Annotated in this window: 23 protein-coding genes; 13 read left to right on the top strand and 10 right to left on the bottom strand. The window is 60.0% G+C overall.

Annotation, left to right across the window (positions count from 1 at the left end):
- Nucleotides 1–4 precede the first annotated feature (4 nt).
- Genes BM160_RS18680 through BM160_RS18665 form a run of 4 tightly spaced genes read right to left on the bottom strand, consistent with a single transcriptional unit; the run spans nt 5 to nt 3,426 of the window.
- Entirely contained in the window at nt 5–529 is a 525-nt protein-coding gene (locus BM160_RS18680) for an aromatic-ring-hydroxylating dioxygenase subunit beta (protein WP_092007684.1), read from the bottom strand.
- 2 nt (nt 530–531) lie between these two features.
- The gene (locus BM160_RS18675) at nt 532–1,821 is read right to left on the bottom strand and encodes an aromatic ring-hydroxylating dioxygenase subunit alpha (protein WP_092007683.1); all 1,290 of its coding nucleotides are present in this window, start codon (nt 1,819–1,821) and stop codon (nt 532–534) included.
- 13 nt (nt 1,822–1,834) lie between these two features.
- Nucleotides 1,835–3,121: an NAD(P)/FAD-dependent oxidoreductase gene (locus tag BM160_RS18670; RefSeq protein ID WP_092007682.1), complete on the bottom strand. Its 1,287-nt coding sequence runs from the start codon at nt 3,119–3,121 to the stop codon at nt 1,835–1,837.
- Nucleotides 3,121–3,426 carry a non-heme iron oxygenase ferredoxin subunit gene (locus BM160_RS18665; protein ID WP_092007681.1) on the bottom strand — a complete coding sequence of 102 codons (306 nt, stop codon included), beginning with the start codon at nt 3,424–3,426 and terminating at the stop codon, nt 3,121–3,123. The genes BM160_RS18670 and BM160_RS18665 overlap by 1 nt, the downstream gene beginning before the upstream one ends.
- 332 nt (nt 3,427–3,758) lie before the next feature.
- Here BM160_RS18665 and BM160_RS18660 point away from each other — a divergent pair, with 332 nt between their 5' ends.
- From BM160_RS18660 to BM160_RS18620, 9 genes are all read left to right on the top strand, one after another.
- Nucleotides 3,759–4,844: a TRAP transporter substrate-binding protein gene (locus BM160_RS18660; RefSeq protein WP_092007680.1), complete on the top strand. Its 1,086-nt coding sequence runs from the start codon at nt 3,759–3,761 to the stop codon at nt 4,842–4,844.
- Nucleotides 4,845–4,910: 66 nt separating this feature from the next.
- Nucleotides 4,911–5,471, top strand: a complete 561-nt coding sequence (locus tag BM160_RS18655) for a TRAP transporter small permease subunit (protein WP_092007679.1) — start codon at nt 4,911–4,913, stop codon at nt 5,469–5,471.
- Nucleotides 5,468–6,967, top strand: a complete 1,500-nt coding sequence (locus BM160_RS18650) for a TRAP transporter large permease (protein WP_092007678.1) — start codon at nt 5,468–5,470, stop codon at nt 6,965–6,967. The genes BM160_RS18655 and BM160_RS18650 overlap by 4 nt, the downstream gene beginning before the upstream one ends.
- An 18-nt stretch (nt 6,968–6,985) precedes the next feature.
- The gene (locus BM160_RS18645) at nt 6,986–9,367 is read left to right on the top strand and encodes a xanthine dehydrogenase family protein molybdopterin-binding subunit (protein WP_092007677.1); all 2,382 of its coding nucleotides are present in this window, start codon (nt 6,986–6,988) and stop codon (nt 9,365–9,367) included.
- A gap of 9 nt (nt 9,368–9,376) precedes the next feature.
- Complete coding sequence (locus BM160_RS18640) at nt 9,377–10,216, top strand: FAD binding domain-containing protein (protein ID WP_092007676.1); 840 nt, start codon at nt 9,377–9,379, stop codon at nt 10,214–10,216.
- Nucleotides 10,213–11,412, top strand: a complete 1,200-nt coding sequence (locus tag BM160_RS18635) for a xanthine dehydrogenase family Fe-S subunit (protein ID WP_092007675.1) — start codon at nt 10,213–10,215, stop codon at nt 11,410–11,412. Before BM160_RS18640 ends, BM160_RS18635 begins: the two co-directional genes overlap by 4 nt.
- Nucleotides 11,413–11,500: 88 nt before the next feature.
- The gene (locus tag BM160_RS18630) at nt 11,501–12,520 is read left to right on the top strand and encodes an ABC transporter substrate-binding protein (RefSeq protein ID WP_092007674.1); all 1,020 of its coding nucleotides are present in this window, start codon (nt 11,501–11,503) and stop codon (nt 12,518–12,520) included.
- A complete protein-coding gene (locus tag BM160_RS18625; RefSeq protein ID WP_092007673.1) occupies nt 12,517–13,323 on the top strand; it encodes an ABC transporter ATP-binding protein in 807 nt (268 codons plus the stop codon). Before BM160_RS18630 ends, BM160_RS18625 begins: the two co-directional genes overlap by 4 nt.
- Nucleotides 13,320–14,081 (top strand): ABC transporter permease, encoded by a 762-nt coding sequence (locus BM160_RS18620; RefSeq protein ID WP_092007672.1) that lies wholly within the window; start codon nt 13,320–13,322, stop codon nt 14,079–14,081. Before BM160_RS18625 ends, BM160_RS18620 begins: the two co-directional genes overlap by 4 nt.
- Before the next feature lie 375 nt (nt 14,082–14,456).
- Here BM160_RS18620 and BM160_RS18615 read toward each other — a convergent pair whose 3' ends face one another.
- A complete protein-coding gene (locus BM160_RS18615; RefSeq protein WP_092007706.1) occupies nt 14,457–15,527 on the bottom strand; it encodes a DMT family transporter in 1,071 nt (356 codons plus the stop codon).
- 101 nt (nt 15,528–15,628) lie between these two features.
- Here BM160_RS18615 and BM160_RS18610 point away from each other — a divergent pair, with 101 nt between their 5' ends.
- The 4 genes from BM160_RS18610 to BM160_RS18595 are packed head-to-tail and all read left to right on the top strand — an operon-like array spanning nt 15,629 to nt 19,299.
- Nucleotides 15,629–16,573, top strand: a complete 945-nt coding sequence (locus BM160_RS18610; RefSeq protein WP_092007671.1) for a chromate resistance protein ChrB domain-containing protein — start codon at nt 15,629–15,631, stop codon at nt 16,571–16,573.
- A complete protein-coding gene (chrA, locus tag BM160_RS18605) occupies nt 16,570–17,925 on the top strand; it encodes a chromate efflux transporter (protein ID WP_092007670.1) in 1,356 nt (451 codons plus the stop codon). The genes BM160_RS18610 and chrA overlap by 4 nt, the downstream gene beginning before the upstream one ends.
- Before the next feature lie 10 nt (nt 17,926–17,935).
- Complete coding sequence (locus BM160_RS18600; protein WP_092007669.1) at nt 17,936–18,850, top strand: Fe-Mn family superoxide dismutase; 915 nt, start codon at nt 17,936–17,938, stop codon at nt 18,848–18,850.
- Nucleotides 18,847–19,299 carry a chromate resistance protein ChrB domain-containing protein gene (locus BM160_RS18595; RefSeq protein WP_092007668.1) on the top strand — a complete coding sequence of 151 codons (453 nt, stop codon included), beginning with the start codon at nt 18,847–18,849 and terminating at the stop codon, nt 19,297–19,299. Before BM160_RS18600 ends, BM160_RS18595 begins: the two co-directional genes overlap by 4 nt.
- Nucleotides 19,300–19,377: 78 nt before the next feature.
- On the opposite strand, the gene BM160_RS18590 is transcribed toward BM160_RS18595, so the two are convergent.
- From BM160_RS18590 to BM160_RS18570, 5 genes are all read right to left on the bottom strand, one after another.
- The gene (locus BM160_RS18590) at nt 19,378–20,106 is read right to left on the bottom strand and encodes a DUF2894 domain-containing protein (protein WP_092007667.1); all 729 of its coding nucleotides are present in this window, start codon (nt 20,104–20,106) and stop codon (nt 19,378–19,380) included.
- Nucleotides 20,103–20,741, bottom strand: a complete 639-nt coding sequence (locus BM160_RS18585; RefSeq protein ID WP_177219072.1) for an OmpA family protein — start codon at nt 20,739–20,741, stop codon at nt 20,103–20,105. Before BM160_RS18585 ends, BM160_RS18590 begins: the two co-directional genes overlap by 4 nt.
- On the bottom strand, nt 20,741–23,263 hold the full coding sequence (locus tag BM160_RS18580) for a DUF802 domain-containing protein (protein ID WP_369821805.1): 2,523 nt from the start codon (nt 23,261–23,263) through the stop codon (nt 20,741–20,743). The genes BM160_RS18585 and BM160_RS18580 overlap by 1 nt, the downstream gene beginning before the upstream one ends.
- 104 nt (nt 23,264–23,367) lie before the next feature.
- Nucleotides 23,368–24,165: a DUF3348 domain-containing protein gene (locus BM160_RS18575; RefSeq protein ID WP_092007664.1), complete on the bottom strand. Its 798-nt coding sequence runs from the start codon at nt 24,163–24,165 to the stop codon at nt 23,368–23,370.
- Between the two features lie 316 nt (nt 24,166–24,481).
- Entirely contained in the window at nt 24,482–25,426 is a 945-nt protein-coding gene (locus tag BM160_RS18570; RefSeq protein ID WP_092007663.1) for an electron transfer flavoprotein subunit alpha/FixB family protein, read from the bottom strand.
- Nucleotides 25,427–25,465: the final 39 nt, after the last annotated feature.

The raw sequence follows: 25,465 nt of genomic DNA, 5'->3' as shown, positions 1-25,465 counted from the left end.
GACATCACAAGGGGTAGACCAGGTCGTTGGCAATGATCGTGGTGTCGTAGATGGCCTGGCGCTCCTTGAGCAGCAGGCCACCTTCCTTGCGTACCAGGTGGTCATAAAAGGTGCCGGCCATGTGAATGGTGCTGGGGCCTTCGACCAGGGTTTGCAGCAGCACAAAGTTGGCCTGCGCCTCGATGCTGCCGTCTTGTGCTTCGTCGGTCACCCGCGTGTTGCTGACCAGGTGGAGGTTGTAGCGAGGGGCGAACATCTGGGTGCGCGAGATCGCGATGGCTCTATCGATCATCATGTTCCGACCGTGTGCGTAGACCAGGCCAACCGGCATGTTGAGCTCGGCGTTCTCACGCGCCGTGATGCGGTAAATCCCGTTCTCGGTGAAAAAATCAGGCCACTGTTCGACCAGGCCGGCGTCCAGAACAGCGCAGTACTCGGCGTTGAAGGCTTCTACCTCACGCGCTAGCGCGGCGGAGCGCTCTAGCGAAATCTTGCGCGGACGAAAAAGAATGGATGCTTGCTCGATCATGGTCAGAATCCCATCACTTGGCGGTAGTACTGGTACATCCCGCGTATGCATGCCTCGGAAATGAGTGTTTCGGAAGTGCCGACACGGTCGGCGTCCAGCTTGATGACGTTGGTGTTGCTGCTGGAGCGGCGCACGCCTTCCTGCACAAACTTCATGGCCTCGTTGTCCTCAAGGCCGAGGAAACCGGCCGGCCCCATCAGATTACCCTGGCGCAGGCGGTGCTGCGTCATCTCCTCGGTGTCGTCTTCATAGCCGAACATGGTCCACTGCATCAGCATGCTGTTGGGGCCGTTGGGAACAATCTGGCGAACGCCCAGCGTGTTCATTTCGCGCTGGACCACCAGATTCGGCCAAACGGTTTGCATGGTCACCGACCACTCGGAATCGAACTCCTTCACGAACTCGAGAAAGCGGTCGTCGCGCAGGTGCATGCCTTCGTGGAAGGAGCGCATCTCTTTTTTGTTCTCGCTGCTGACAACGGCATATTTGTCTTCGGATTTGGCCGAAGCCATGGTGCCGTGGCGGCAGTGTTTGCTGTCGGCAATCATGGCCGACTTGTTGCCCGCAACCAGCAGGCCAAAAACCACCAAAAAGGAGTGCAGCAGCGTCGCGTGATACGGGTCCTTCAGGTTCTCGTGGTACATCTTCCAGTTGCATGGCAACTCATTTTTGTAGTAGCCAAGAATCTTCAGCTTCCGGCCGTTGAAGACGACGTCGAAGTCCTTCAGCATCTCCGGGCCGAGGTATTCCTCGATAGGCTCGACGTCCGCCGAGTAGGATGCGAAAACCACGCCGCGATGGCTGGTGACGAACAATTTTTTGAGGCCGTGCTCTTCGTTCTTGAAGTCCTTGGGCATGCCGCCGGTCTTGTTGACGCCGCGTTTGAACGGTACGCCCTGCAGGTTGCCCTTCAGGTCGTAAGACCATTGGTGGTAGGGGCAGACAAATTCTTTGACATTGCCCTGACCGTGACGGCAGAACTCTGCGCCTCGATGTGCGCATCGGTTCTCGAACACGTTGATAGATCCGTCCTCTGCGCGCGAGACGACGACCGGGGTGTCTCCGACATAGGAGCGTTTGTAATCGCCGGAATCGGGGATCTCTGCCTCCAAAGCGACGTAGTTCCAGGTGCGACCCCGGAAGATGAGCTCCATCTCTTTGCCATACACCGCTTCATTGGTGTAGACCCAGTCTGGAATGAAATGCATCGCGTCTTCTGGCCAAACGCAGGCCGAGAGGTCTGCGTCCTTGGATCGGACGGTGCGGTTGAGGACGGCGTGGGTGCTGTGCATACCTGGCTCCGGTTCAGGAAACGGTGAGAGTGGGTGTTCGTGCCAAGGCGGCGCGGACAAGGGGGCGAAGCGGCGCCGTGGCGTCGCAAAGAGAAATCGGATCGCAAGGCGTCTTGCTGTCTATCAGTGGCTTGAGCTGACGTAGGTCGCCGCCGGCGTTGAGGGCGATGGCGTGCAGGATCTGGTCTGCTTCATTGGTGCCCAGCAGCATGAATTTCGGCGCCGTGTCGGGGTTGCTGAACTCTCCGCGGCGGTGATACCGCAGGCCGGCCACAGGCATGCCCAGGATCTGGAGGTTGTTGCCAAACTGGTCGCTCCAGAACCAGGGTGCGTTCAGGGGGGCGGTAGGCACGCCAGCGATCGCGGCAGCAGCCAGCCTAGCCTGCTCGTTGGCGTTTTGCCAGGACTCCAGGCGTATCTCAGATCCGATGAAGGGGTGGGTCTGACTGCTGCAATCGCCTGCCGCATAGACGTCCGGGGCGCTGGTCATGCATTGCGCGTCGACACAGATGCCGCCGTTGCCCGAATGAATGGAAAGACCCGCGCGACTTGCCATCGCCACCTCGGGCTCCAGCCCAATGGCTACGACCATCATGTCCGCGGATAAGGTCTCGCCGCCAGCTAGGCCAATGCTGACACCGTCGGCGCGAACATCAAAGGATTCGCAGCGGGCGTTGAGTTGCAGGTCCACGCCAGCGTCTGTGATGGATTGGCGCAGCCAGGCTGACATGTCTGGCGGCACGGCTCGACCGAGCACGCGGTCGGCGCCCTCAAGCACGGTGGCTGACAAGCCCATGGAGCGGGCGGTTGAGGCCACTTCCAGCCCCAGGAATCCTCCGCCTACGATCAGTACCGAACGGCATTGGCGCATCTCTTCGCGCAGGCGTAGGGCGTCTGCGATGGTGCGCAGGTAATGAATGTGGGCCGTGCCAGGCGTCAGGCCGGCGATGGTCCTGGCCTTGCCGCCGGTGGCGATCAGACACTGCTGCCAGGTGATCGTCTTCCCGCTTTTCAGCAGAGCGGTGTGCCCCTGAACGTCCAGGGAGGCAACCTCCGCCTCAAGCAGGGTCTCGATAGATTTTTCTTTGTGGAATCCTGTCGGATGGACCAGGATGTCTGCAACCGCGCCCGAACCCGAAAGCATGGTTTTGGACAAGGGTGGGCGTTCATAGGGTAGCGGCTGCTCTGATCCCACAACAAGAATTCGATCCTGGTAGCCGAAGTCTCGAAGCGCTGCTGCAGCCGTCGCGCCGGCCTGGCCGGCGCCGATGATCAGAACGCCAGTGTGATCGGTATCCATCACGCGTCCACCAGGATGTCAGCGCCCTCGACCTTCACCGGATACACGCGGATCGGCTGGGTGGCGGGGGCGCACATGGCGACGCCCGTCTTCAGATCGAAGCGTGCCTGGTGCAGCGGGCATTCAACACAACCATCTTCTACATAGCCCTCGGAGAGCAGCGCGTATTGATGGGTGCAGATGTTGTCGGTGACGTGGAAGCCGCCGCCACTGTTAAACAGCGCGAGCTTCAGATCGCCGATTACAACGGCGACCACTTCGTCTTCGCCGACCTGATCGGCGGTTGCAATCTTGGTCCAAGTCATGGTGAGTCTTTGTGTTGAAGGAGTTTGAATTATCATCACTATACTGACGATCGTCAACAGATTGTGCTTCCATTAAGTATTAGGGTTTTCTCGGGGGCTGATTCAGTCAGGAGTTAAAAAATTCTCATTGAATCATCAATTTGCGCTCTGTAGTGGTGCAAATTTTGATTTTTAGATTCCTGAGTTGGTGCATTCGGAAATCAGGTGAGTCCCTGTGTAAAAACCCTGTTGACATGACTCAATACACTCAGTATGCTGACGGTAAATAGCCCAAAACTACAGATAAAACGGCCTTGGGCAAGCCGTCAATCCATACTTTTTCTGGAGTTCACATGCAGCGACGTGCCTTCCTCGATAAAACCGCCATGGTTGGCGTTCTGGGCGCTATCGCAGCCCCGGCCATGGCGCAATCCACGCCCAGCATCAAGTGGCGCATGTCCACCAGCTGGCCTAAAAGCCTGGACACAATGTACGGTTCGGCCGAACATCTGTGCAAACGGGTCTCCGAGTTGACTGACGGCAAGTTTCAGATTCAGTGCTTTGCTGGCGGCGAGGTCGTTCCCCCGGCACAAAACATGGAAGCTGTGAGTAACGGGACCATCGAGGTGAACCACGTACTGGCATCGGCTTTTGTGGGCAAGAACACGGCTGTGGCTTTCGACACCGGCTTGCCTTTCGGCTTGAACGCTCGCCAGCACAACGCCTGGATGCAGTTCGGCGGTGGCATGCCGCTGGTGCGGGAGATGTACAAGAAGATGGGCATCACCAACTTTGTGTGCGGCAACGTTGGCGTCCAAATGGGTGGCTGGTACCGCAAACAAATTAAGACTTTGGCGGACCTCAAGGGACTGAAGATGCGCATCGGCGGGATAGGCGGCATGGTGCTGTCAAAGCTTGGCGCCGTCCCGCAGCAGATTCCAGCGGCCGATATCTACCCTTCGCTCGAAAAGGGCACCATCGATGCAGCCGAATGGATCGGCCCCTATGACGATGCCAAGCTTGGCCTGAACAAGGTTGCTCCCTTTTACTACTCGCCCGGCTGGTGGGAAGGCAGCGCTTCGATCACCGCGATGGTCAATAGCAAGGCCTGGGACGCGTTGCCGCCTTCGTACAAAGCCGCCTTCGAATGTGCCTGCAACGAACAGACCATGAAGATGATTGCTGACTACGACAACCGCAATCCCGAGGCGATCAAAAAGCTGGTCGGCCAAGGTGCCAAGCTGTCCTACTTCCCCAAGCCCGTGATGGACGCCGCCTTCAAGGCTTCCAACGAACTGATGAACGAACTTTCGGAAGCCAACCCTGACTTCAAGGCAATGTTGCCGAGCTGGCTCAAGTACCGCCGTGATCAGGCCAGTTGGTTCCGCGTTGCAGAGGCCGAGCTGGACAACTACACGTTCGCAAACGTCACCAAGTAAAAAAACGGCCAAGTGCCGCAAGGGGCGCCCATTCGCAGGCGCCCCTTGAATGATTGATCGCCCCACATGAAAACGATAACCCCCAATGACCGCGCGCTGCCTGGCTGGGTGCGCGGCATAGACCATTTGACCGACTTTGCCGGTGTCATCGCAAAGTGGGCTTTACTGCTGGCTTGCGTGATCAGCGGTGGCAACGCGCTGGTCCGCTACGGTATTGGCATCAGCTCCAACGGATGGCTTGAGATCCAGTGGTATCTCTTTGGCGCGGGCGTGATGCTTGGCGCCGCGCAAGTGCTCCGACTCAACGAACATGTTCGAGTCGACCTTTTCTATGGACGCTGGTCGGCGCGCCGCCAGGTTTATATGGACATTTTTGGTCTGATCGTCTTCTTGTTGCCGATCATGGCCCTTCTCACCTACCTGTCCTGGCCGCTGTTTGTTGACATGCTCAGTTCGGGTGAGTCCTCACCCAATGCCGGAGGATTGATTCGCTGGCCCGCGATGGCACTGCTGCCCTTGGGGTTCGGTCTTTTGGTGCTTCAGGCGGTCAGCGAGATCGCGAAACGGGTTCTGTGGTTACAGAACCGCTATGAGATGAACCTTCACTACGAAAAGCCCCTGCAATGAGCCTCGAAGTATTTCCACCGATGATGTTCGCGGCCCTGGTGGCCATTTTGCTGCTTGGCTTCCCAGTGGCGTTTTCGCTGGCCGCGCTTGGCGTTGCCAGCGGCGGTGTTGCCATCTACATGGGATGGTTTCCGGCCGGATTCATTTCGGCCCTTCCTCTGAACGTCTTCGGCATCTTGTCGAACGACCTTTTGCTGGCGATTCCCTTTTTCACCCTGATGGGATGCGTTCTTGAACGCTGCGGCCTGGCCGAGGACATGCTCGATTCGATGGGCCAACTCTTCGGTCCTGTGCGCGGTGGTCTGGGCTATTCAGTCATTATTGTGGGCTTCATTCTGGGCGCGATCACGGGTACCGTGGCCGGCCAGGTGATTGCCATGGCGATGATTTCGCTGCCGGTGATGATGCGCTATGGCTACAACATGCGTTACGCCACCGGCGTGTTGGCGGCATCTGGAACGATCACGCAGATTGTTCCTCCCTCACTGTGTCTGATTGTGTTGGCCGACCAGCTCGGCCGCTCTGTGGGCGACATGTACAAGGGCGCGTGGGGACCTGCCATCATCCAGGTTTTCCTCTTCGTTCTTTACACATTTCTTCTTGGCCGCTTCCGGCCGCAGGATGTGCCGGGCATACCAAAAGAGGCGCGCACGCTCAATGGCTGGGCGCTATGGTCCAAATGCCTGCGCGGCATCATCCCTTCAGCCTTCCTTATCTTCGCCGTGCTGGGGTCTATGGGCGGCCTGCCGGGTATTGACGAAGCCATCGCCACGCCAACCGAGGCCGGCGCCATGGGAGCGCTTGGTGCGTTCCTGCTGGCGGCGGTGCATGGCCGCCTGTCCTGGCCGCTGCTGCAAAGTGCCATGACCTCGACCATGCGCATGACAGCGATGGTGGTGTTCATCCTGATTGGATCACGCGCCTTTTCCCTGGTGTTTCAAGGTGTCAGCGGCGGTGTATGGATAGAACACATGCTGGCCGATTTGCCTGGCGGCCAGGTGGGCTTCCTGATCGCGGTCAACGTGTTCATTTTCTTCCTGGCATTTTTTCTCGACTTTTTCGAGATTGCCTTCATCATCCTGCCCTTGTTGGGCCCGGTCGCGCAAAAGCTCGGCATAGACCTGGTCTGGTTTGGCGTGCTTATCTGCGTGAACATGCAAACCAGCTTCATGCATCCACCGTTCGGATTTTCCCTTTTCTACCTACGTGGCATTTCCGACACGCTGCACAAGGAAGGAAAGCTGCCGCACAAGGTGCAATCAAGGGACATCTACCTCGGAGCCATTCCGTGGGTCTTCATGCAGCTGATACTCGTTGCCGTAGTAATCTTCGTGCCGCAGACGGTCACCTTTTTCCTCGACAAGGAGGTGGTGGTGGACACCGACAAGGTGCAGCTCAACTTCCAAAATAGTCCCGAGCGCTCGGAAGACACACCCACTGAACGTGAGGATCCGTCCAAGATGTTCGGCGGCGGCGCCGCCAGCGATCCCAAATAGCTCACCGGAGACAAAAAAATGCAACACAGTCAAACCGATCCTGCCAAGCCGGCGAGCCAGGGTGTGGGCGCGCGAGTGGAGCGCAAGGAAGACGGTCGGCATCTGAACGGTCGTGGTCAGTTCGTGGCCGATATGCACATGCCGGAGCTGAGTGAGGTCGCCTTCCTGCGTAGCCCGTTCGCTCATGCCCGCATCATCAGCACCACGCTGGCGCCCGAAACCGCCAGCCGCGTCGTGCTGCGCGAGTCCATGGGCGATGTCCTCGACATCGTCGCCGAATCAGCGCTTCCGACCTACCAGTCGTCAGCCCAGCCCCCGCTGGCCTCGGGCAAAGTGCGTTTCGTGGGCGAGCCGGTCGCTCTGGCTTTTGCACCTACCCGCGCAGAGGCCGAAGACATTGCCGAGACCATAGAACTCGAATTCGAGGATCTGCCGGTCTATGCCGACGCAACCACGGCGAAAGCGGCCACCGCGGACTTCATCCATGAGGACTGGACACATCACAACTTCCTGACGCTGAAGGCCGACACGAAGTTCGACGAACTTGCCAGCCAGGCAAAACTGGTCGTCAGGCGCTCCATCGACCTAGCGCGCCATTGCATGGTGCCTATGGAAGGCAAGGCCGTGCTGGCGTACTGGGATCATCAGGCCGACATGCTGGTGGTCTACACCGCCACCCAGGTGCCGCACATGATACGCACCATCCTGGCCAAGTGCCTTGGCATGGACCAGGGGCAGGTTCGCGTCGTCGCGCCAGATGTGGGCGGCGCGTTTGGCTATAAATGCGTGCTGCAACAAGAGGAATTGTGCGTCGCCTGGCTTGCCAAGACCCATCGTAAACCCTTTCGCTACCTGGAAGATCGCCGCGAACATCTGATCGCTGGTGCCAATACGCGGGAGCATCACTACGACATGACGGCCTATGCCGACGAGCGCGGCAAGATACTGGCGCTAGACGCGCACATCGTCATCGACGGCGGCGCATATTCTGTCTGGCCTTTCACCATTGGCCTGGAACCAGGGCAGGCGATAGGCAACCTTCCTGGTCCCTATGCCTTCCGCGGTTATCGCTGCGTGACGGAATGCGTGGCAACCAACAAACCCGGCTTCGTGCCCTACCGCGGCGTGGCGCGCACAGGCGTTTGTTTCGCCATGGAGCTGACGATAGACGCGGTGGCCCGCGCGGTCGGCCGTGAGCCCTGGGAAGTACGGCTGGAAAATCTGGTGCCGGCAGAGCTCATGCCCTACGTCAATGTCACCAACAAACATCTGGACAGCGGTGACTATCCCGCCAGCCTTTTGAAGGCTCGCGAGATGATCGACTTCGAAGCGGTGCGTGAGCGGCAGCGCCAGGTGGAGCCGGACGGCCGGCTTATCGGCATGGGCTTTGCCACCTACACCGAGCAGTCGGCCCATGGCACCTCCGTTTTTGCCGCTTGGGGCACGCCGGTCATCCCGGGTTTCGACTCCGCCACCGTGCGCGTTACGCCCGACGGTGGGCTGGAGATGCGCGTTGGCGTGCATTCGCACGGCCAGGGCATGGAAACCAGCTTCGCGCAGATCGCTCACGAAATCCTGGGGATCGATATCTCTCGCATGCGCTTGGTCCACGGGGATACGGCACAGACACCTTACTCCACGGGAACCTACGCTTCACGCTCGCTGGTGATGTCGGGAGGCGCGGTGTCGCGTGCCTGTAAAGTTCTGGCCCCGCGTATCAAGCGAATCGGCGCTCATTTGTTGGGCGCCAAACCAGAGGATGTGGCGCTGGTGAATGGCCGGGTTGTCGGCCCCGCTGGCAGCGTAGCCATCTCCGAAATCGCCGAGGCCTGGTATCTGCGCCCTGACAGGCTGCCTGCCGACGTTGATCAGGGTGGCCTGGAGACCACCACCGGATTCAAGCCGAAGGTAGACACCGGTGCCTTCACTTACGCCAGCCATGCGGTCACGGTTGCCGTAGATCCCGAAACGGGGCACGTTGAAATTCTCGATTACGTCATCGTCGAAGACTGCGGCACCATGATCAACCCCTTGATCGTCGAAGGTCAGACCTATGGCGGGGTCGCGCAGGGCATAGGCACCGCCCTGTACGAGGAGACGCCGTATGACGCCAACGGCCAGCCGCTGGCATCGACCTTGGCGGATTACATGTTGCCGGGCGCCACGGAAGTTCCGCGCATGCGCATTCATCATTTTGAGACCCCCTCACCGCACACCGAGTTCGGCGCCAAGGGAATGGGTGAAGGCGGTGCGATTGCGCCGCCGGCCGCCATTTTCAACGCGGTAAACGACGCGCTGCAAGGGCTGGGCGCGGAAGTTGCTCATACCCCGCTGACGCCCCGGCGTCTGCTCGAGGCCATTGCCAGGGCAGAGGCGGCTCAGGTTCTCAAGGCCGCTTAAGGAATAAATATGAAAGCTGCTTTATTTGAGTATGTCCGTCCTTCGACGCTGAAGGACGGACTCCAGCGTCTGGCCGAGGGGCAAGGCACGGTCAAGGTCATGGGGGGGAGCCAGTCACTGGGCCCCATGCTCAACCTCCGGCTCGCCAGACCCAAGGTGGTCGTGGATTGCACGGCACTGCCCGAGATGCGTGATGTCACGATGGCCGACGGGGTGATCCGTATCGGGGGTGCCGTGACCCATGCCGAGATCGAAGATGGCGTGTTTCCGCTGCTGCGTGGAAGCCTTCTTCAGACCGTGGCGGCAGGCATTGCCTACCGCGCGATCCGCAACCGCGGCACCGTGGCCGGCAGTCTGGCGCATGCCGATCCGGCTGCGGACTGGGTGCTGACCATGACGGCGCTGGCAGCGCAATTGGAGCTGGTGTCGTCTGGAAACAAGCGCATGGTGCATATGGAGCGCTTCATGCTTGGTGCCTACACCACCGATGTCGCCGAAGGTGAACTGATCAGCGCCATCCATGTGCCCGAGCTGGGGGACAACGCCCGCTGGGGCTATGCGAAGTTCTGCCGCAAGACGGGCGAATTCGCCGAAGCCAGCTGCTGCGCTGTTTTTGATCCGCGTCGCGGATTCGCTCGCGTGGTAGTCGGCGCGCTGGACGGGGCGCCCCAGGCACTGCCGGCTATCGCCGCTGCGGTCGCCGAGTCGGGTGCCATGCCGACGCGTGCCGACATCGGCAAGGCCCTGGAGGCCGCTGCGCCGGGTAAAGACGCCATAGACCGGAAACTGATGACGGCCGCGGTTCTGCGCTGTCTGGAACAAGTGTTGGGCAAGGAGAAAACGTTATGACGGTCATCGCCATCAAGATCAACAATAAAACGGTCAGCCGCGACGTGCCGTCGCGCATGCACCTGGCGGACTTCGTTCGCGACGAAGGCCGTCAGACCGGAACCCACCTGGGCTGCGAGCATGGCGTATGCGGCGCCTGCACCGTCCTGGTCGATGGTCAGCCGGTTCGCTCCTGCATCACGTTTGCAGTGGCCTGCGACGGCAAGAAAGTCACCACGGTCGAAGGTTACGACGACGATGCGATCATGGCGCTGCTGCGGCCCGCCTTCTCGCGTCACCATGGCTTGCAGTGTGGCTTTTGCACACCCGGCATGTTGGCGACCGCGCGTGACATCGTGCTGCGCTTTCCTAATGCCGACGAAGACCTGATTCGCGTGGAGCTTTCCGGCAACCTTTGCCGTTGCACGGGCTACATGGGCATCGTGAATGCCGTCATGGATGTCCTGGCGCAATGCCGCGATGACGCTGTTCCCGCGGTGTCGAAACTTCGGGCCGCAAGCAACCAGATCTTCAAGGATGTCACGGTTTTGGCAGGGGGGGCGGCCGGCTTTCAAACCTTCAAGGCAACGGATATCGGCAAGGTGGCCGTAGTCGCAGAAAAACAGGCAGCAGCCGACGAGAACGCCACGGCGATCAAGGGCGGCACCAGCATACAAGGCAGCTTCAAGGTTCCCTATCCCGCCGACGCCGTCTGGAAGTTCATGGCAGACCTGCCTGCCGTGGCCGGCTGCCTGCCCGGGGCGGAACTGACGGAGCACGTGGGTGATCGCGTCAAAGGCCGCGTGGCCATCAAGTTCGGCCCGATGTCGGCCAGTTTCAACGGTGCCGCACGTCTGGATCGCAACGAGCAGGCGCGTTCCGCCGTTCTCAAGGGCGCTGGCCAGGACTCCATCAGCAAGTCCCGCGCAAATGGCGATGTGTCCTACCGCATGGTCGAGATCGACGCGAACACCACCAAGGTTGAGGTCGATCTTCTCTATTCGCTGCAGGGCCCCTTGGCGCAGTTCTCGCGCTCTGGTCTGGTTAAGGACTTTGTCGGCCGCCTGATTCAGGAGTTCGGCAAGAACGTCACGCTTCGCATGAATCCGAATCGCTCGTCAGACCTGCCTTTGCCACCGGCACAGCTCAATGCTTTCAGCCTTGGCATGAGCGTGATGTGGTCCCGTATCAAGCGGTTTTTTGGCCGAGGTAACTGAAGCAAACGAGGTCGTTCCTGTTCCGGCTTGGTGAGATCGTCTGGGGTCAAGCCTGGCTTCTTTTCTTATTTTTTGCTGGAGAATTGCTATGAACCGCTTTCTTTCTCGCCTGCTCAGCAGTCTTATCGTCGGCTGTCTTGGTCTCACTCTCTCAATGGGCGTGCTGGCCCAGGGCACCGAGAAGCTCAAAGTTCGTATGGACTGGACACCTTGGGGCGTTCAGGCCGCCATGCACCTCGCCCAGCAGAAGGGATGGTTCGCCGCTTCTGGCCTTGATGTCACGCTTGAAGACGGCAACGGATCCGTGACGACGGTCCAGATCGTTGGCGGCGGCGACCAGTTTGATGTGGGGCATGCGGCCCTGGCGTCCATGATGATTGCGCGTGATAAGGGTCTGCCGGTCAAGGCCGTCGCCGTTTTCGCGCGTTTGAGCGACATCGGCTTGCTGGTCCCGAAAGACGCCGGCATCAAGGGACCGAAAGATCTCAAGGGCAAGAAGGTTGCCTACACCGCGGGCTCCCTCGAAGCGCCTTTCATCGATGCATTCCTTGCGTCGGGTGGACTGAAGCGTAGCGACCTGGAGTTGGTTAACGTCGACGCGGCAGGCAAGGCCGCCACTTATTCCGCCGGACGAGCGGACGCTGCGTTTTCAACCATTCCCTTCTTTCTGCCTGTGGTGTCGCAAACGCGTGCCTCCGATGCGATCCGATTTGCAGACTACAACTTGAACATGCCAAGCTTCGGACTTTTTGCAACGGAGTCAAAGCTGGCGGCCAAACGCGAATCTATCGCCAAGTTTGCCAGCATTGTTGCCGCCTCCTGGCAATACATCTACAACGGCCACGAGTCCGAGGCCGTCGACGCCATCGTCGCGCAGCGGCCGCAAGCCAAGCTGAACAAGGAGATTCTGCGGGCACAGATCGATGCGCTCAAGGGCTTCTTCCAGCTTCCCGTTCCTGCCGGCCAAATGCTGGGCGCGCCTGTTGCAGCGGACTTTAGCGTCGCGCTCAAGACACTGACAAACGTCGGGTTGATCAAATCGATCAAGGACAGCAACGAATTCTTTGCACCTGGCCTGGTGCGTGCTGCGGCAGGGGTGCCGAAGTGAGCGCATCGACGATCACCTCAGTCGACGTCCGCAAGGTTTACGGGGGCGACACGCCTCTGACGGCCCTGGACGGAATTTCACTCGATATCCGGCCTGGCGAATTCGTCAGCATTCTTGGCCCCAGCGGCTGCGGAAAGAGTACCTTTCTGCGCTGCATTGCGGGCCTTGAAGAAATTTCATCCGGTAGCCTCAAGGCTGACAGCCGGGAGATTTCCGGCCCACCGGATCACGTCGGCATGGTTTTCCAGCGCGACGCCCTGCTCGAATGGAGAACCATAGAGCGCAACATCATGCTTCCCATCGAGTTCGCGGGGAAGCCGGTCGCGAACTACCAGCAGCCCATGCGCGATCTGCTGAAGCTGGTGGGCCTGACAGACTTCGGTTCCAAATACCCCCGGGAACTGTCCGGCGGCATGCGGCAGCGCGCTGCGATCTGCCGGGCCTTGATTGATCAACCCAGCTTGCTGCTGATGGACGAGCCTTTTGGGGCGCTTGACGCGCTGACGCGTGACCAGATGAATGCGGAGCTGCAGCGCATATGGCTTGAGACACGCAATACCGTGGTGTTCGTGACGCATGGCATCGCGGAAGCCGTCTACCTGGCAGACCGCGTCGTTGTGTTTTCGCCTAGACCGGGTCGAATTGCGGACATCATTGAAATCGACCTTCCGAGGCCTCGAAAGCTGGCGGTGCGCGAGACGCCCGAGTTCGGCAAATATACCAACCGCATACGCGCGCTGTTTCATGAGATGGGACTCATCAACGAAGAGCCAGGCCAAGTCAACGAGGCGGTCGCAGCATGAACACGAAAAAAACACACGCAGCTCAGCAGTGGATACTGGGCTCACTCTCGCTGATCGGCTTTCTGGTTGTGTGGGAGGTCCTGGTACGTGTTCTGCATGTGCGCCCAGTCACGCTCCCGCCGCCCAGCGCTGTCATCAACGAGCTATTCGGCGAGTGGAGCTTCTACCTTGATCATGCCGCCTATACCCTGCTCACGACGCTTGTCGGATTCGTCCTGGCCGCCGTCATTGGGGTGTTGCTGGCGACGATGCTGGTGGGCTCAAAACTGTTTGAGCACACGGTTTACCCCTTGATCATTGGCCTCAATAGCGTTCCTAAGGTGGCAATTGCGCCGCTGTTCGTGATCTGGCTTGGGACGGGCTCAGAACCCAAGATTGCCATCGCGTTTCTTATCGCTGTTTTTGCCGTCATCGTTGATGCGATGCACGGTCTGCGATCGGTGCCTAACGATGTGCTCGATCTTGGGCGTGTGCTCAAAGGCTCCAAGATGGATTTCTTTTTCAAGGTTCGCTTGCCAGGGGCACTTCCGTCCATTCTTGCCGGCATGAAGGTGGCCATCTCTCTGGCCTTGGTGGGTGCCATCGTCGGCGAATTCGTGGCTTCCCAACGCGGCCTTGGCTACGTCATTCTGAGCGCCCAAGGCACGTTTGATACGCCCCGTGTTTTTGCAGCGGTGGCCGTCCTGGCTTTCATGGGCCTGGGTCTTTATGGCGCGCTGGCCTGGGCTGAGCGTTACTTGACGCCCTGGCGCCGATGAGTTTTTTGCGGGACTCAGCCTAAGGCAATGCTGAACTCGTCCCGCCAGAGTGCGCACTGTGATTGATGTGAACCCTATTGCAAGCTCGTCAATCGATCTGTTTGATGGTCAACAGGAGCCGTTTTTCGGGCCTGAGGGGCCGTTTGTCGCCTTTATGGGTGCATCTGTGCCGTCAAGCGTTGTCGGCTGCGTAGAGCTTGACCAGGTCCAGCGCCGTGAACGCGCGCGTGGCGATCTTGGCCAAGCCCCGATAGCGCGCCTTGCCAAAGCCCCACAGTCGCTTGACCACTCCGAATGCGTGCTCACCCCGTTATTTCGGCGGCGCAGACCAAGACCACATCAAAGCACAGCACCAGCTCCTTCTTTGAGACCCTCTCAGTGCGGATGGGCATGTCCATGCCGATGATGGATGTCCGGGTAATGCGGATGCTTGTGCGTCAACACCTCATGCCGGTGGGTATGCGTGTGTGGCTCCGCAGCATTCCAGGCAAAGGCATGCTCGTGCTGGTGATGCTCGTCATGCACATGCCTGTGGCTGTGCTCCAGCGGTTCATGGGTGTGTTCATGCTCATGGCGCTCGCGAACATGGAACCAGACACCCAGGGTCATCAGCGCGGCGGCCATCCAGAACAGCGGACCGGGCAGGTCCGGCCATAGCACCAAAGAAATGGCCACACCAAACAGCGGCGCCACCGAGAAATAAGCCCCGGTCCTGGCCGTGCCCAGCGTCCGCAGTGCCACCACGAACAGCGTCAAACTCAGTCCATAGCCAAAAAATCCCACGACCAGGCTGGCGCCCAGAGTTGTCATCGATGGCAAGGCCGCGCCGCCCGTCAGCGCAAGGGCGGTATTGCTGACCCCGGCCAGCAATCCCTTCAGCCCGGCGACCAGCATGGCATCGTTGGTCGAGACCTTGCGGGTCAGGTTGTTGTCCACCGCCCAACACAGGCATGCCCCCACGATGAGCAATGCGCCTGGCGAAAAGGTTGCGCCGCCAGGCTCCCAGGACAGCAGGAGGCCGCCCAGGACAATGACCACCATGCCCAGCACGATTTGGCGATCCGCATTTTCCTTGAACACCCACCAGGCGATGACCGCAGTCAGCACGCCCTCAACGTTCAGCAGTAGCGACGCCGACGCGCCGCTGGTCTGGGTCAGCCCGAGCATCAGCAGCGCTGGGCCGAGTACGCCGCCAAACACGATGGCGCCCAGCAGCCAGGGAAGTTCGGCCCGGGGAATGCGCAGAGCCTCGGGGGCATGCTCGCCGCCTTTTTGTCTCAGCCGGCGCAGCGCCAGCAATAGGCACAGGCCGAGCCCGCTGCCCAGGTAGAGCAGCCCGGCCAGCAGCAAAGGGGTGACATTGCCAACCAGCAGCTTGGCCAGCGGCGTACTGGCGCCAAACAACAGGGCGGCAGCCAGGGCGGGAGCGGCGGAACGAATGGACATGGTGAAAGTAAAGCACAGCTGCAAATTCTTGCGCCGGGCGTGTACAAAAAATAACCAAATCACCTCTTGTATCTATCATCACATAGTGAGATATTTGCTACATGACTTCATGGCTGATCCTGACTGCAACCCTCCCGACCCATCCCAGCGCGCTGCGCGTGAGGGTCTGGCGAGCCCTCAAGGCAACTGGTGCCGGAACGCTGCGGGATGGGGTGTACCTGCTGCCATCCACAGCGCCTACGGCCCAGTCGCTGTGGGACATCGAGCGGCTGATCCAGGAGAGTGGCGCCGCGGCACACATGCTGGTCGTCGCCGCACGCGACGAAGTGCAGGAGAAGACGTTTCGAGGGCTGTTCGACCGCTCTGAGCTCTATGCCGAGCTGCTTCAGTCCATCAAGGAAGCCCGTGGCACCCTCAAAAGCGCCAGCGAGGCCGAACTCCACAAGACACTGCGAGGGCTGGAACAACAGCTTCATGCCGTCCTGGCCAGTGATTTCTTTCCGGGAAAGCCCGCCGAAAAGGCCAGCGCCGCGCTGACGGCGTTGCGGCACGAGATCGAACGGCATTTGTCCCCCGGCGAGCCCATACCGCGCGCCGAGGCGATCGAACGCCAAGCCGTTGCAGACTTCCAGGGCCGGACCTGGGCGACGCGCAAACGCCCCTGGGTAGACCGCCTGGCGAGCGCCTGGCTGATTCAGCGCTTTGTCGACAAATCACCGCAATTTATTTGGCTGGATGACCCGAAAAAATGCCCGAAGACGGCGCTGGGCTTCGATTTCGACCATGCCCGCTTCACCCACGTGGGCGACAAGGTGACATTCGAGGTCGTGGCGCAAACGTTTGGTCTGGACGCCGACGAAGGCCTTCAGCGCTTGGGCGAGTTGGTGCACTACATCGACGTGGGCGGCATCCCCGTTGATGAGGCGGCCGGCGTAGAAACTTTAGTGCGCGGCCTGCAAGCCCAGCACAAGGAGGACGATGCTTTGCTGGCCGCCTCACTTTCCCTTTTTGACACCTTGTATGCCGCGATGAAGGTACGCCCATGATCACGAACACTGTCACAGGGGCGCCCGAGCGCCTGAGCTTCGGCGAAGCCTTTGCCTACTGGCTCAAGCTGGGCTTCATCAGCTTTGGCGGACCCGCCGGGCAGATTGCCATCATGCATGAGGAGTTGGTGGAGCGCCGCCGCTGGATTTCCGAGAGCCGCTTCCTGCATGCCTTGAACTACTGCATGCTGCTGCCAGGCCCGGAAGCCCAGCAATTGGCCACCTATATCGGATGGCTGATGCACCGCACCTGGGGCGGCATCGTCGCGGGCGTGCTGTTCGTGCTGCCCTCGCTGTTCATCCTGATTGGCCTGTCGTGGGTCTACATGGCCTATGGCAACGTGCCGGCCATCGCCGGGGTTTTCTACGGCATCAAGCCGGCCGTCACGGCCTTGGTCATGCATGCGGCCTATCGGATCGGTTCCCGGACCTTGAAGAATGCCTGGTTGTGGGGCATCGCGGTGGCTGCCTTCATCGCCATTTTTGCGCTGCAACTGCCGTTCCCGGTCATCGTGCTGGCCGCCGGCATCATCGGCTACCTGGGGGGCCGTTATGCGCCCGACAAGTTCTCCTCGGGCGGCGCTCATGGCAAGGCGGCCAAGTCGCTAGGCCCAGCGCTCATAGACGACGACACCCCGACACCTGAGCACGCCTTGTTTAGCTGGCGGCGTTTCAGCCGGGTTCTGGTGACCTGTATTGCCCTGTGGTCGGCGGCCATGGGGACTTTGATGGCGCTATACGGCTGGGATGCGGTGTTGACGCAAATGGGCTGGTTCTTCACCAAGGCCGCACTGATGACCTTCGGCGGCGCTTATGCCGTGCTGCCCTACGTGTTCCAGGGCGCGGTCGAGCATTACCAATGGCTAAGCGCTCCGCAGATGATTGATGGCCTGGCGCTCGGCGAAACCACGCCCGGGCCGCTCATCATGGTGGTGTCCTTCGTCGGCTTTGTCGGCGGCTGGACCAAGGCGATCTTTGGCGTGGATTCACTGTTCCTGTCGGGCGCTGTGGCGGCGTCGGTGGTGACCTTCTTCACTTTTCTGCCATCCTTCTTTTTCATACTGCTGGGCGCGCCCTTTATCGAGTCCACGCATGGCAATCTCAAATTCACGGCGCCGCTGACCGGCATCACGGCCGCCGTGGTCGGCGTCATCGTGAACCTGGCCGTCTTCTTCGCCTACCACGTGCTCTGGCCGCAAGGCCTCTCGGGGCATTTTGAGTGGGCGTCTGCATTTATAGGCGCGGCGGCGGCCGTGGTGCTATTCCGTTTCAAGGTGGGTGTCATTCCGGTCGTGCTGGTTGCTGGCTTGGCCGGGCTGGCGCTGACGTTTCTGCGGCCTGTTTTCTCTTGAGGAGATTGCTATGGAAAATCGCATCCAGGATCTGCCCTTTGACCCTGCCGCCTTGCGCGGCTTGTCCGAAAAACTGCTGCGCAGTCACCATCAGAACAACTATGGCGGCGCCGTCAAACGCCTCAACGCCATTCGCGCGCAGTGGGGCGCGCTGTCCCCGGCGAGCACGCCCGGCTTCCTGCTCAATGGCTTGAAGCGTGAGGAACTAATCGCCAGCAACTCCATGCTGCTTCATGAGCTGTATTTCGGCAGCCTAGGCGGTGACGGACACACGATGCAGCCAGCCATGGCACTGGCGCTGCAGGCCAGCTTCGGCAGCCTGGACCGCTGGCGCGAGGAGTTCGTCGCCATGGGCAAGGCGCTCGGTGGTGGTTCCGGCTGGGTGTTGCTGGTGTTCCAGCCGCGTGACGGAACACTGGTGAACCAATGGGCGGCAGACCACACGCATGCGCTGGCTGGCGGCCTTCCCATCCTTGCGCTGGACATGTACGAACATTCCTACCACATGGACTTTGGCGCAGCGGCGGGCAATTACGTCGATGCCTTCATGGAGAACATCCATTGGGAGGCCGTCTATGAACGCTATCAACTCGCCGTGCACGGGGCCAGCGAGCCCTATGGGGCGACGCAGGATGAAGTCGCCGGTGCGCTGCTGCTGGATGTGCGCCGCGCAGGCGTTTTCGAGGAGGCAGCAACGCAACTTGCCGGTGCCCGCTGGCACGACCCCGCCACCGTCGACAGCTGGGCCAGCACCTTGCCGGCCGACCGCGACATCGTCGTCTACTGTGTCTATGGGCATGAGGTTGGACGCGCAACGGCACTGCGGCTGAGGGCTGCGGGACTGCGCGCGCGCTATCTGCGCGGCGGCTTAGCCGGGTGGCAAGCGGCTGGCCGTGCCCTTGAATCGAAAGGAGGTACATCATGAAATGGGTCACACGCGAACGTCCCAAGATTGACCGCATTGCCTGCCCGTGGCTGGTCGTGCGTTTCATCGACAAGGCTCCGGAGTTTCTGTATGTCCCGGCCGACAAGGTGCTGGAGACGGCCAAACAGACGGGGGCAACTCCCTACGACATTCCGGGCGTTGAAATGACGCACGTTGGGGAGCTGTGCAGCTTCGACGCCTTTCTTTTGAAGTACGACCTGCGGGAACCAGCATTGCAGCAATTGGCCCTGATTGTTCGCGGCGCGGACACATCGCGGCTCGAGCTGACGCCGCAGTCGGCGGGTCTATACGCCTTGTCGCTCGGCCTGTCGCAAAACTTCAGTGATGACCACGAGATGCTGGCGCACGGCATGGTGATGTATGACGCGCTCTACGCTTGGTGCAAAAACTGCCAAGGGGAGACGCACCATTGGCCGCCCAAGATGTGAGCTAAAGCCAGGCGGGGTAGAGCATGCAATGCCCGCTGTTTTTTTGCGGCCGAACCGAAATTGACTGGTGCGTACGCCTTAGCGAGTGCGGCTGGTTTTTCGTTTTTTTCCGCTCTCATCATCGGCGGCGTTTTTCGCGATGGGTTTGCTATCCACATGATCAAGCCAGAGCAAGGTATCTACATAGGAGACGAAGCGGTTCAGATAATCCGGCGAGATGTCACGCATCACTGAAAATGCGCGCAGCAACAATTGGTGCGAATTAAGTGGCCCTGCATTCTCCGGACCTTGCTCATTGGCTTGCGCCAGCTGTTTTTCAACACTGAGCTTGGACCACGTATCCCTGAAATAACGTATGGATTTGAGTTCAAGTCGGGAGCCTATGCCTGCATCGCTTGCAGCCACATTTGTCCGCACACTATTTGGCATGTGTTGCGACAGATCGCGGGTCAACTGAGCCAAGGTGGTCTGCTGGGGGGCGCTTTCCACTCGCGCTACGCACTGCCGCAACTCTCCAAAGTTTCCGGACTCCAACAAGCGCCTCAAATCGCTTGATGCATCCGGGCGCTGCTCAATCAGGCGCAGGGCGGCGTCATGGAGCGCCTTGTTCGTCTGCTCAAAGCGCTTTTGGTAGGCCGCCAAGGCATGGTTCAGCTTGTCTTCAAGAATGCGTTTGACTGCGCCTTCGCGATCTCGCGTGCGTCTGGCCAATGCTTCAAGAAAATGCAGGCGAACGGGGTCGAACTGGTCGGCGCCGCCATCGCGCAATGATGCGATGGCTGTTACGGGGTCAGGCTCGTGGCTCATTGCCCGACGTTTGCATTGGTGGATTTGGGCACGGGTGCCATTTCAACGCGCCTGTTTTTCGAGCGTCCCTTGGCATCGGCGTTGGATGCCACCGGCTGTTCTGCACCAAAGGCAGCGGCGAAGACCGACGAGGCGGGCATGCCTTCTTCGATCAAGGTGCGTGTCACGGTTAAGGCCCGCTGCGCTGAAAGCTCCCAGTTGTCTGCAAAGCTGTCCTTGCCACCCACTATATTTTTGTCGTCGGTAAAACCACTCACCATCAACAATTCTTCGCGCGCACTGAGGTAGGCGCGCAGCGGTGTTACCAGGCTCTTCAGGAGTTGCCGACCTTCGGGCTGCAACGCAGCGGAATTGGTGGCAAACAGGACGCTGCCGCTGATGCCAATGCGTCCATTGCTCAAAGTGACCCGTCCAGACGCTAGCGGTATGGCCAGGGCCACTTCCAGGGCCATGCGACGTTTCTCTTCGATTTGGCGCTTATTGATCTCGGTTTCGAGCTTGGTCGCGAGCTCCAGTTGCACGCCCAGCACGCCGACCAAGATCAGAACAAATGCGCCCAGCACGCCTGACATCAGGTCGCCAAATACAGCCCATATCGGCGCGCTTTGCTCAACTGTGCAGTCCATGTCCTCCATCAGTTCACCTTTTCACCCAGCGATGCTTGTTGACCGCTGAGCTGGCGCATATCTTCAAAAACTTCTTTTTGCGACATGATGCTCAGATCAATGATTTCGCGGGCTTGCGCCACGTAATAGGCGAGCTGATCGTCGCTTCGCGCCATGGACTTGTCCATTGAGGCTTCAATGCGCTGCAGGTTGGCAATGAGTTTCTCATTCGACTCGTTGAAGAGTTGCACCGCGAAATTGAATGATTCGCTGAGACTCGATACCTCGACCGCACTGCTGATGACATGCGCAGCCGAGTCTGACAAGCGCGCCGATTCGGCGTCTAGCTTTTCGGCAAACTGATTACCGACGCGGCTCAGCAGTTCCTCCGAGGAGGCGACCAGCGCATCAATCGTCGAGCGCTGTTCGGTAGACGCATGGTTGATGGTGTTCAGCAGGGCGCTGAGCGTTTCAAGAATGTGGCTGCGCTCTTCCAGCATGGCGTTGTCACGCGCCATGCTGCTCGATAGTTCCTGACGCAATTGAGCTATCACTTCCGCAGCGGCGCGTGGCGCTTGGGCAGCTGTGTCCAGTAAGTGCGTGATCTCGGTCAGCGTATGGCTGGAATGGGTTTGAGTTTGCTCAATGACCTGCTGCACGGTTTTTTCCAGTGTGGTGCAGATCTGTTGCTGCTGGGCCAGGGTTTGCGCGCCGGCCTGTTGCCATTCGCTCTGGAGCGTGGCCGCCATGGATTCCAGCGAATGCGTCCAGGTTGCCAACTTTTGTTGACTATCCGTGTCCTGATTTGCCTGCAAAGTCGCGTAGGTCTCGCTGACCGAGCTCACCAGCGAAGCAGAACGTTGCTCGAAGTTTTCGCTGAAGGCCTGCAGGGTCTGGTCGACACGGCCCAGCAGTTCGACGCTGCCCTTCTCCTGCGTCTGCGCCTGCTCGGTCATCTGGCGCGCGGTCTGCTCCAGCGCAGTGCAGATTTGCTGCTGCTGGGCTAGCGTTTGCACGCCGGCCTGTTGCCATTCGCGCTGGAGCGTGGCCGCCATGGATTCCAGCGATTGCGTCCAGGTTGCCAACCTTTGTTGACTATCCGTGGCCTGATTCGCCTGCAAAGTCGCATAGGCCTCGCTGACCGTGGTCACCAGCGACGCGGAACGTTGCTCGAAGGTTGCGCTGAAACCCTGCAGGGACTGGTCGACACGGCCCAGCAGTTCGGCGCTGCCCTTTTCCTGCGTCTGTGCCTGCTCGGTCATCTGGCGCGCGGTCTGGTCCAGCGCAGTGCAGATCTGTTGCTGCTGGGCTAGCGTTTGCACGCCGGCCTGTTGCCATTCGCGCTGGAGCGTGGCCCCAATGGATTCCAGCGATTGCGTCCAGGTTGCCAGCTGCTGTTGATTACCCGTGGCCTGCTCCGCCTGCAAGGACGCGTAAGACTCTCCGATAGAGCTCACCAGCGAAGCAGAGCGTTGCTCGAAAGTTTCGCCAAAGGCGTGCAGAGCCTGGCCCACACGACTGAGCAGCTTGTCGTTGCTGCCTTCTTGCTGGGACAGCGCGGCACTCCATGACTGTGCCATGCCGATCGCGCTGGCGCCTATCCGGGTTGAGAGCTCGTCCAGTTGTGTCTGCGTGGTGCTGATCATGCGTTCGTGCATCAGCGTGGCTTCCCGCGCCATGCCCGTCATCGTGGCTTCAGCCAGCGGCTTGATGGTCTCGCCGGCCACGCGCGCGCTGCTTGTCAGGCTGTCTTTGAGCGACTTGTCCACGGAGCCAGCCAGCTCGGTATAGACGCCCTTGATGTGACCATGAAAGCTTTCCTGATTGGTCAGCAATCGCTCATTGAGTTGCTTGCTCTGGTGCTCCATCATCGTCATCATGGTCTGCAACTTGTCAACCACGCTGGGCAAGGCCTGGGCTTGAAGCTGCAGGGCTTTGAAGGTTTCCTGACGCTGGTGGGTGAGGGAGAAACCACGCAATACCGTCGCAATCTTGCGATCCAGCAGTTGTCCCGCTTGCAGGCGCTCACGGCGCACCAGCGCCGAGATCAAACCCAGCATGGCGGACGAAGCCACGCCTGCCAAGGATGTGCCAAATGCCAGCCCCAAGCCCTTGATCGGTGCCGCCATGGAGGAACGGATCGTTTGCAGATCGGTGGTGCCCTCCAGCGCAAAGACTGCACCATTGAGCGTCACCACCATGCCCAGGAAGGTACCCAACATCCCCAGCATCACCAGCAGCCCCACCAAATAGGGCGTCAGTGCGGGGCCGGGCAGACCTATGCGCTCGCCTTCAACACGCAAGCGCACGACGTCTTGCAGTGAGGAATGCAGTTTGCCCAGCCAAGCATCCAGGCCCCCGCGCTCGTCGCTTGGCGCTCCTCTTAGCCCTTCAGGGGGACTGGTTTCGTCAGGGGGTGACCCGGCGCCGAAACCAGGCGACAGGTTGCCGGGGATATCCGCCAGCGCATGGGTCAAGGTGGTGGTTGCCCGGCGGAACTTTAGTAATTCCAGCGCACCGACCCCATACACCACACCAATCAGCAATGTCATTACCAGCGCCAGCGAATTGGTACCGAAAAAGCCAACGCCTACCCACGCTATCGCTATTGCGCCTAGAAAAAAGGCTGCTGCGAAAAAAATTCTATTCATGAATATCAATTAACCTCGTTGCTAAACGCTTCAATAAGTCCCATTGTGGGTTGCAGCCTGACGTCCAGTTCCGCGAGCAAAATTTCGACTAATTCATCACGAAAATCAGCCAGCCAGGCTCTGGGCTCCATCCAGGTCGCAGGGTCATCGGTTTTCCCGCTACCAACAAGCTGCTGCTGGTGAACCTTGCGCAATTGCTCGAAGCGCTTTTCGAGCAACAGAGGCACTGCCCCGAACAGGCGGCGCTCGCGATCACCCAGAATCCCGTCAAGCGCTGTGTCCAGTGCGGCAAGCTGCTTGAGCGCGGGGCTGGCTGTCATCAGCGTATCCCGCACCATGACGCGCAAGGGCGCGACCCTTGCATCCATATCCCTTTGCAGCGCCAGGTAGAACCTATGAAACGGCAAATAGGAAGCCGCAATTTCCGGCGGTGTGTCAGACGTGGGAGTGGGAAAGTTTATTCGAGCCGTACCAAGCGCGGGCGAACAGCTGCGTTTGATCAAATCCACCAAAGCAGTACGTACCCGCGTCAATTCTTCGTTAACGACGAGATAGGCCGCCGATTTTGCCCCGGCTTGAGCCTTTGAGGGCTTAACAGTAGCTTGCGCCGCTTTGGAGCCAAGCGCGGTGTAGAGCGTATTGGCGTCAGTAAAACTCACCCATTGGCCGAGTCTCTGTGGAAAAGTTTGCTTTGATTCGGCTCCATCCGCAATGGCCAGATCAGCGAGAAACCGAATGAGCCTTGAACTGTTGAAGTTAATACGCGACAAGGCTTGAGGCCCACTCTGCTTCTTATCTTTCATTCAAATGGCATTGACTGGCTGAGTTATGGGGGATTGGAGCAGGCCGCTGACTGCTATTGCGAGCAATTAAATTCGCCAACAGGAGGGACATATCTTCATTGAGATGCTGCATTCCACCCTGCCGGGCATTTCATCGGATGAAATGCGGAGCCAGTACAGGCAGGTTTTCTCGGTCTGCCGTGTTGCTGCAGACTCGAATTTTATCAGGGGCGCGAAAATCATTAGCCGCCCCTCAATCCAGGAGGATCACGGCTACAGGCGCGATGGCGCCTGATCAGCCTACGGGAGCGGGTGAAGTCCAGTCGCGAGACCTGGTCTAAATGATCGCCAGCAGCTCCGGCACAGCCGTGAACAAATCGGCCTCCAGGCCGTAGTCGGCCACGCCGAAGATGGGCGCTTCGGCATCCTTGTTGATGGCCACGATGACCTTGGAGTCCTTCATGCCGGCCAGGTGCTGGATGGCCCCCGAGATGCCCACGGCCACATAGAGCTGGGGCGCGACGATCTTGCCGGTCTGGCCCACTTGCCAGTCGTTGGGCGCGTAGCCCGCATCGACCGCGGCGCGGCTGGCGCCCAGGGCGGCGCCCAGCTTGTCGGCCAGCGGCGTCAGCACTTCCATGAACTTCTCGGCGCTGCCCAGGGCACGGCCACCGGAGACGATGATCTTGGCCGCCGTCAGTTCGGGGCGGTCGCTCTTGGCGATCTCGGCGCCCAGGAAGGTGGACTTGCCGCTGTCGGCCACGCCGGCCAGGGTTTCAACGGCGGCCGAGCCGCCGCTGGCCGCTGCCGCGTCAAAGCCGGTGGTGCGCACGGTGATGACCTTGGTGGCATCCAGGCTTTGCACGATGGCAATGGCGTTGCCGGCATAGATGGGGCGCTCGAAGGTGTCGGGGCTATCCACCTTGGTGATGTCCGAGATCTGGCCCACATCCAGCGTGGCGGCCACGCGCGGCGCGATGTTTTTGCCGGAGGCGGTGGCCGGGAACAGGATGTGCGAGTAGTTGCTGGCCCCATCGCCACATAAGGCCAGCACCTGGGCGGCCATGTTTTCGGCCAGGCCATGTTCAAAGTGCGCGCCATCGACGTGGATGACTTTGGCCACGCCGGCGATTTGCGCGGCGGCCTGGGCCGCGGCTGCGGCATTCAGGCCGGCCACCAGCACATGCACCTCACCACCGCACTGAGCGGCGGCGGTCACGGTGTTCAGGGTGGCGGGCTTGATGGCCTTGTTGTCGTGTTCGGCAATTACCAGTGCAGTCATTTAGATCACCTTCGCTTCGTTTTTGAGTTTGTCGACCAG

The sequence above is a fragment of the Polaromonas sp. OV174 genome (assembly GCF_900112285.1).
Classification (GTDB): domain Bacteria; phylum Pseudomonadota; class Gammaproteobacteria; order Burkholderiales; family Burkholderiaceae_C; genus Polaromonas.
This window is presented reverse-complemented; position numbering and strand designations above follow the sequence as displayed.

What these genes read in the sequence shown, in the direction of transcription:
- BM160_RS18680 (WP_092007684.1), bottom strand. Translation starts at nt 529, where the DNA reads ATGATCGAGCAAGCATCCATTCTTTTTCGTCCGCGCAAGATTTCGCTA.
- BM160_RS18675 (WP_092007683.1), bottom strand. Translation starts at nt 1,821, where the DNA reads ATGCACAGCACCCACGCCGTCCTCAACCGCACCGTCCGATCCAAGGAC.
- BM160_RS18670 (WP_092007682.1), bottom strand. Translation starts at nt 3,121, where the DNA reads ATGGATACCGATCACACTGGCGTTCTGATCATCGGCGCCGGCCAGGCC.
- BM160_RS18665 (WP_092007681.1), bottom strand. Translation starts at nt 3,426, where the DNA reads ATGACTTGGACCAAGATTGCAACCGCCGATCAGGTCGGCGAAGACGAA.
- BM160_RS18660 (WP_092007680.1), top strand. Translation starts at nt 3,759, where the DNA reads ATGCAGCGACGTGCCTTCCTCGATAAAACCGCCATGGTTGGCGTTCTG.
- BM160_RS18655 (WP_092007679.1), top strand. Translation starts at nt 4,911, where the DNA reads ATGAAAACGATAACCCCCAATGACCGCGCGCTGCCTGGCTGGGTGCGC.
- BM160_RS18650 (WP_092007678.1), top strand. Translation starts at nt 5,468, where the DNA reads ATGAGCCTCGAAGTATTTCCACCGATGATGTTCGCGGCCCTGGTGGCC.
- BM160_RS18645 (WP_092007677.1), top strand. Translation starts at nt 6,986, where the DNA reads ATGCAACACAGTCAAACCGATCCTGCCAAGCCGGCGAGCCAGGGTGTG.
- BM160_RS18640 (WP_092007676.1), top strand. Translation starts at nt 9,377, where the DNA reads ATGAAAGCTGCTTTATTTGAGTATGTCCGTCCTTCGACGCTGAAGGAC.
- BM160_RS18635 (WP_092007675.1), top strand. Translation starts at nt 10,213, where the DNA reads ATGACGGTCATCGCCATCAAGATCAACAATAAAACGGTCAGCCGCGAC.
- BM160_RS18630 (WP_092007674.1), top strand. Translation starts at nt 11,501, where the DNA reads ATGAACCGCTTTCTTTCTCGCCTGCTCAGCAGTCTTATCGTCGGCTGT.
- BM160_RS18620 (WP_092007672.1), top strand. Translation starts at nt 13,320, where the DNA reads ATGAACACGAAAAAAACACACGCAGCTCAGCAGTGGATACTGGGCTCA.
- BM160_RS18615 (WP_092007706.1), bottom strand. Translation starts at nt 15,527, where the DNA reads ATGTCCATTCGTTCCGCCGCTCCCGCCCTGGCTGCCGCCCTGTTGTTT.
- BM160_RS18610 (WP_092007671.1), top strand. Translation starts at nt 15,629, where the DNA reads ATGACTTCATGGCTGATCCTGACTGCAACCCTCCCGACCCATCCCAGC.
- chrA (WP_092007670.1), top strand. Translation starts at nt 16,570, where the DNA reads ATGATCACGAACACTGTCACAGGGGCGCCCGAGCGCCTGAGCTTCGGC.
- BM160_RS18600 (WP_092007669.1), top strand. Translation starts at nt 17,936, where the DNA reads ATGGAAAATCGCATCCAGGATCTGCCCTTTGACCCTGCCGCCTTGCGC.
- BM160_RS18595 (WP_092007668.1), top strand. Translation starts at nt 18,847, where the DNA reads ATGAAATGGGTCACACGCGAACGTCCCAAGATTGACCGCATTGCCTGC.
- BM160_RS18590 (WP_092007667.1), bottom strand. Translation starts at nt 20,106, where the DNA reads ATGAGCCACGAGCCTGACCCCGTAACAGCCATCGCATCATTGCGCGAT.
- BM160_RS18585 (WP_177219072.1), bottom strand. Translation starts at nt 20,741, where the DNA reads ATGGAGGACATGGACTGCACAGTTGAGCAAAGCGCGCCGATATGGGCT.
- BM160_RS18580 (WP_369821805.1), bottom strand. Translation starts at nt 23,263, where the DNA reads ATGACATTGCTGATTGGTGTGGTGTATGGGGTCGGTGCGCTGGAATTA.
- BM160_RS18575 (WP_092007664.1), bottom strand. Translation starts at nt 24,165, where the DNA reads ATGAAAGATAAGAAGCAGAGTGGGCCTCAAGCCTTGTCGCGTATTAAC.
- BM160_RS18570 (WP_092007663.1), bottom strand. Translation starts at nt 25,426, where the DNA reads ATGACTGCACTGGTAATTGCCGAACACGACAACAAGGCCATCAAGCCC.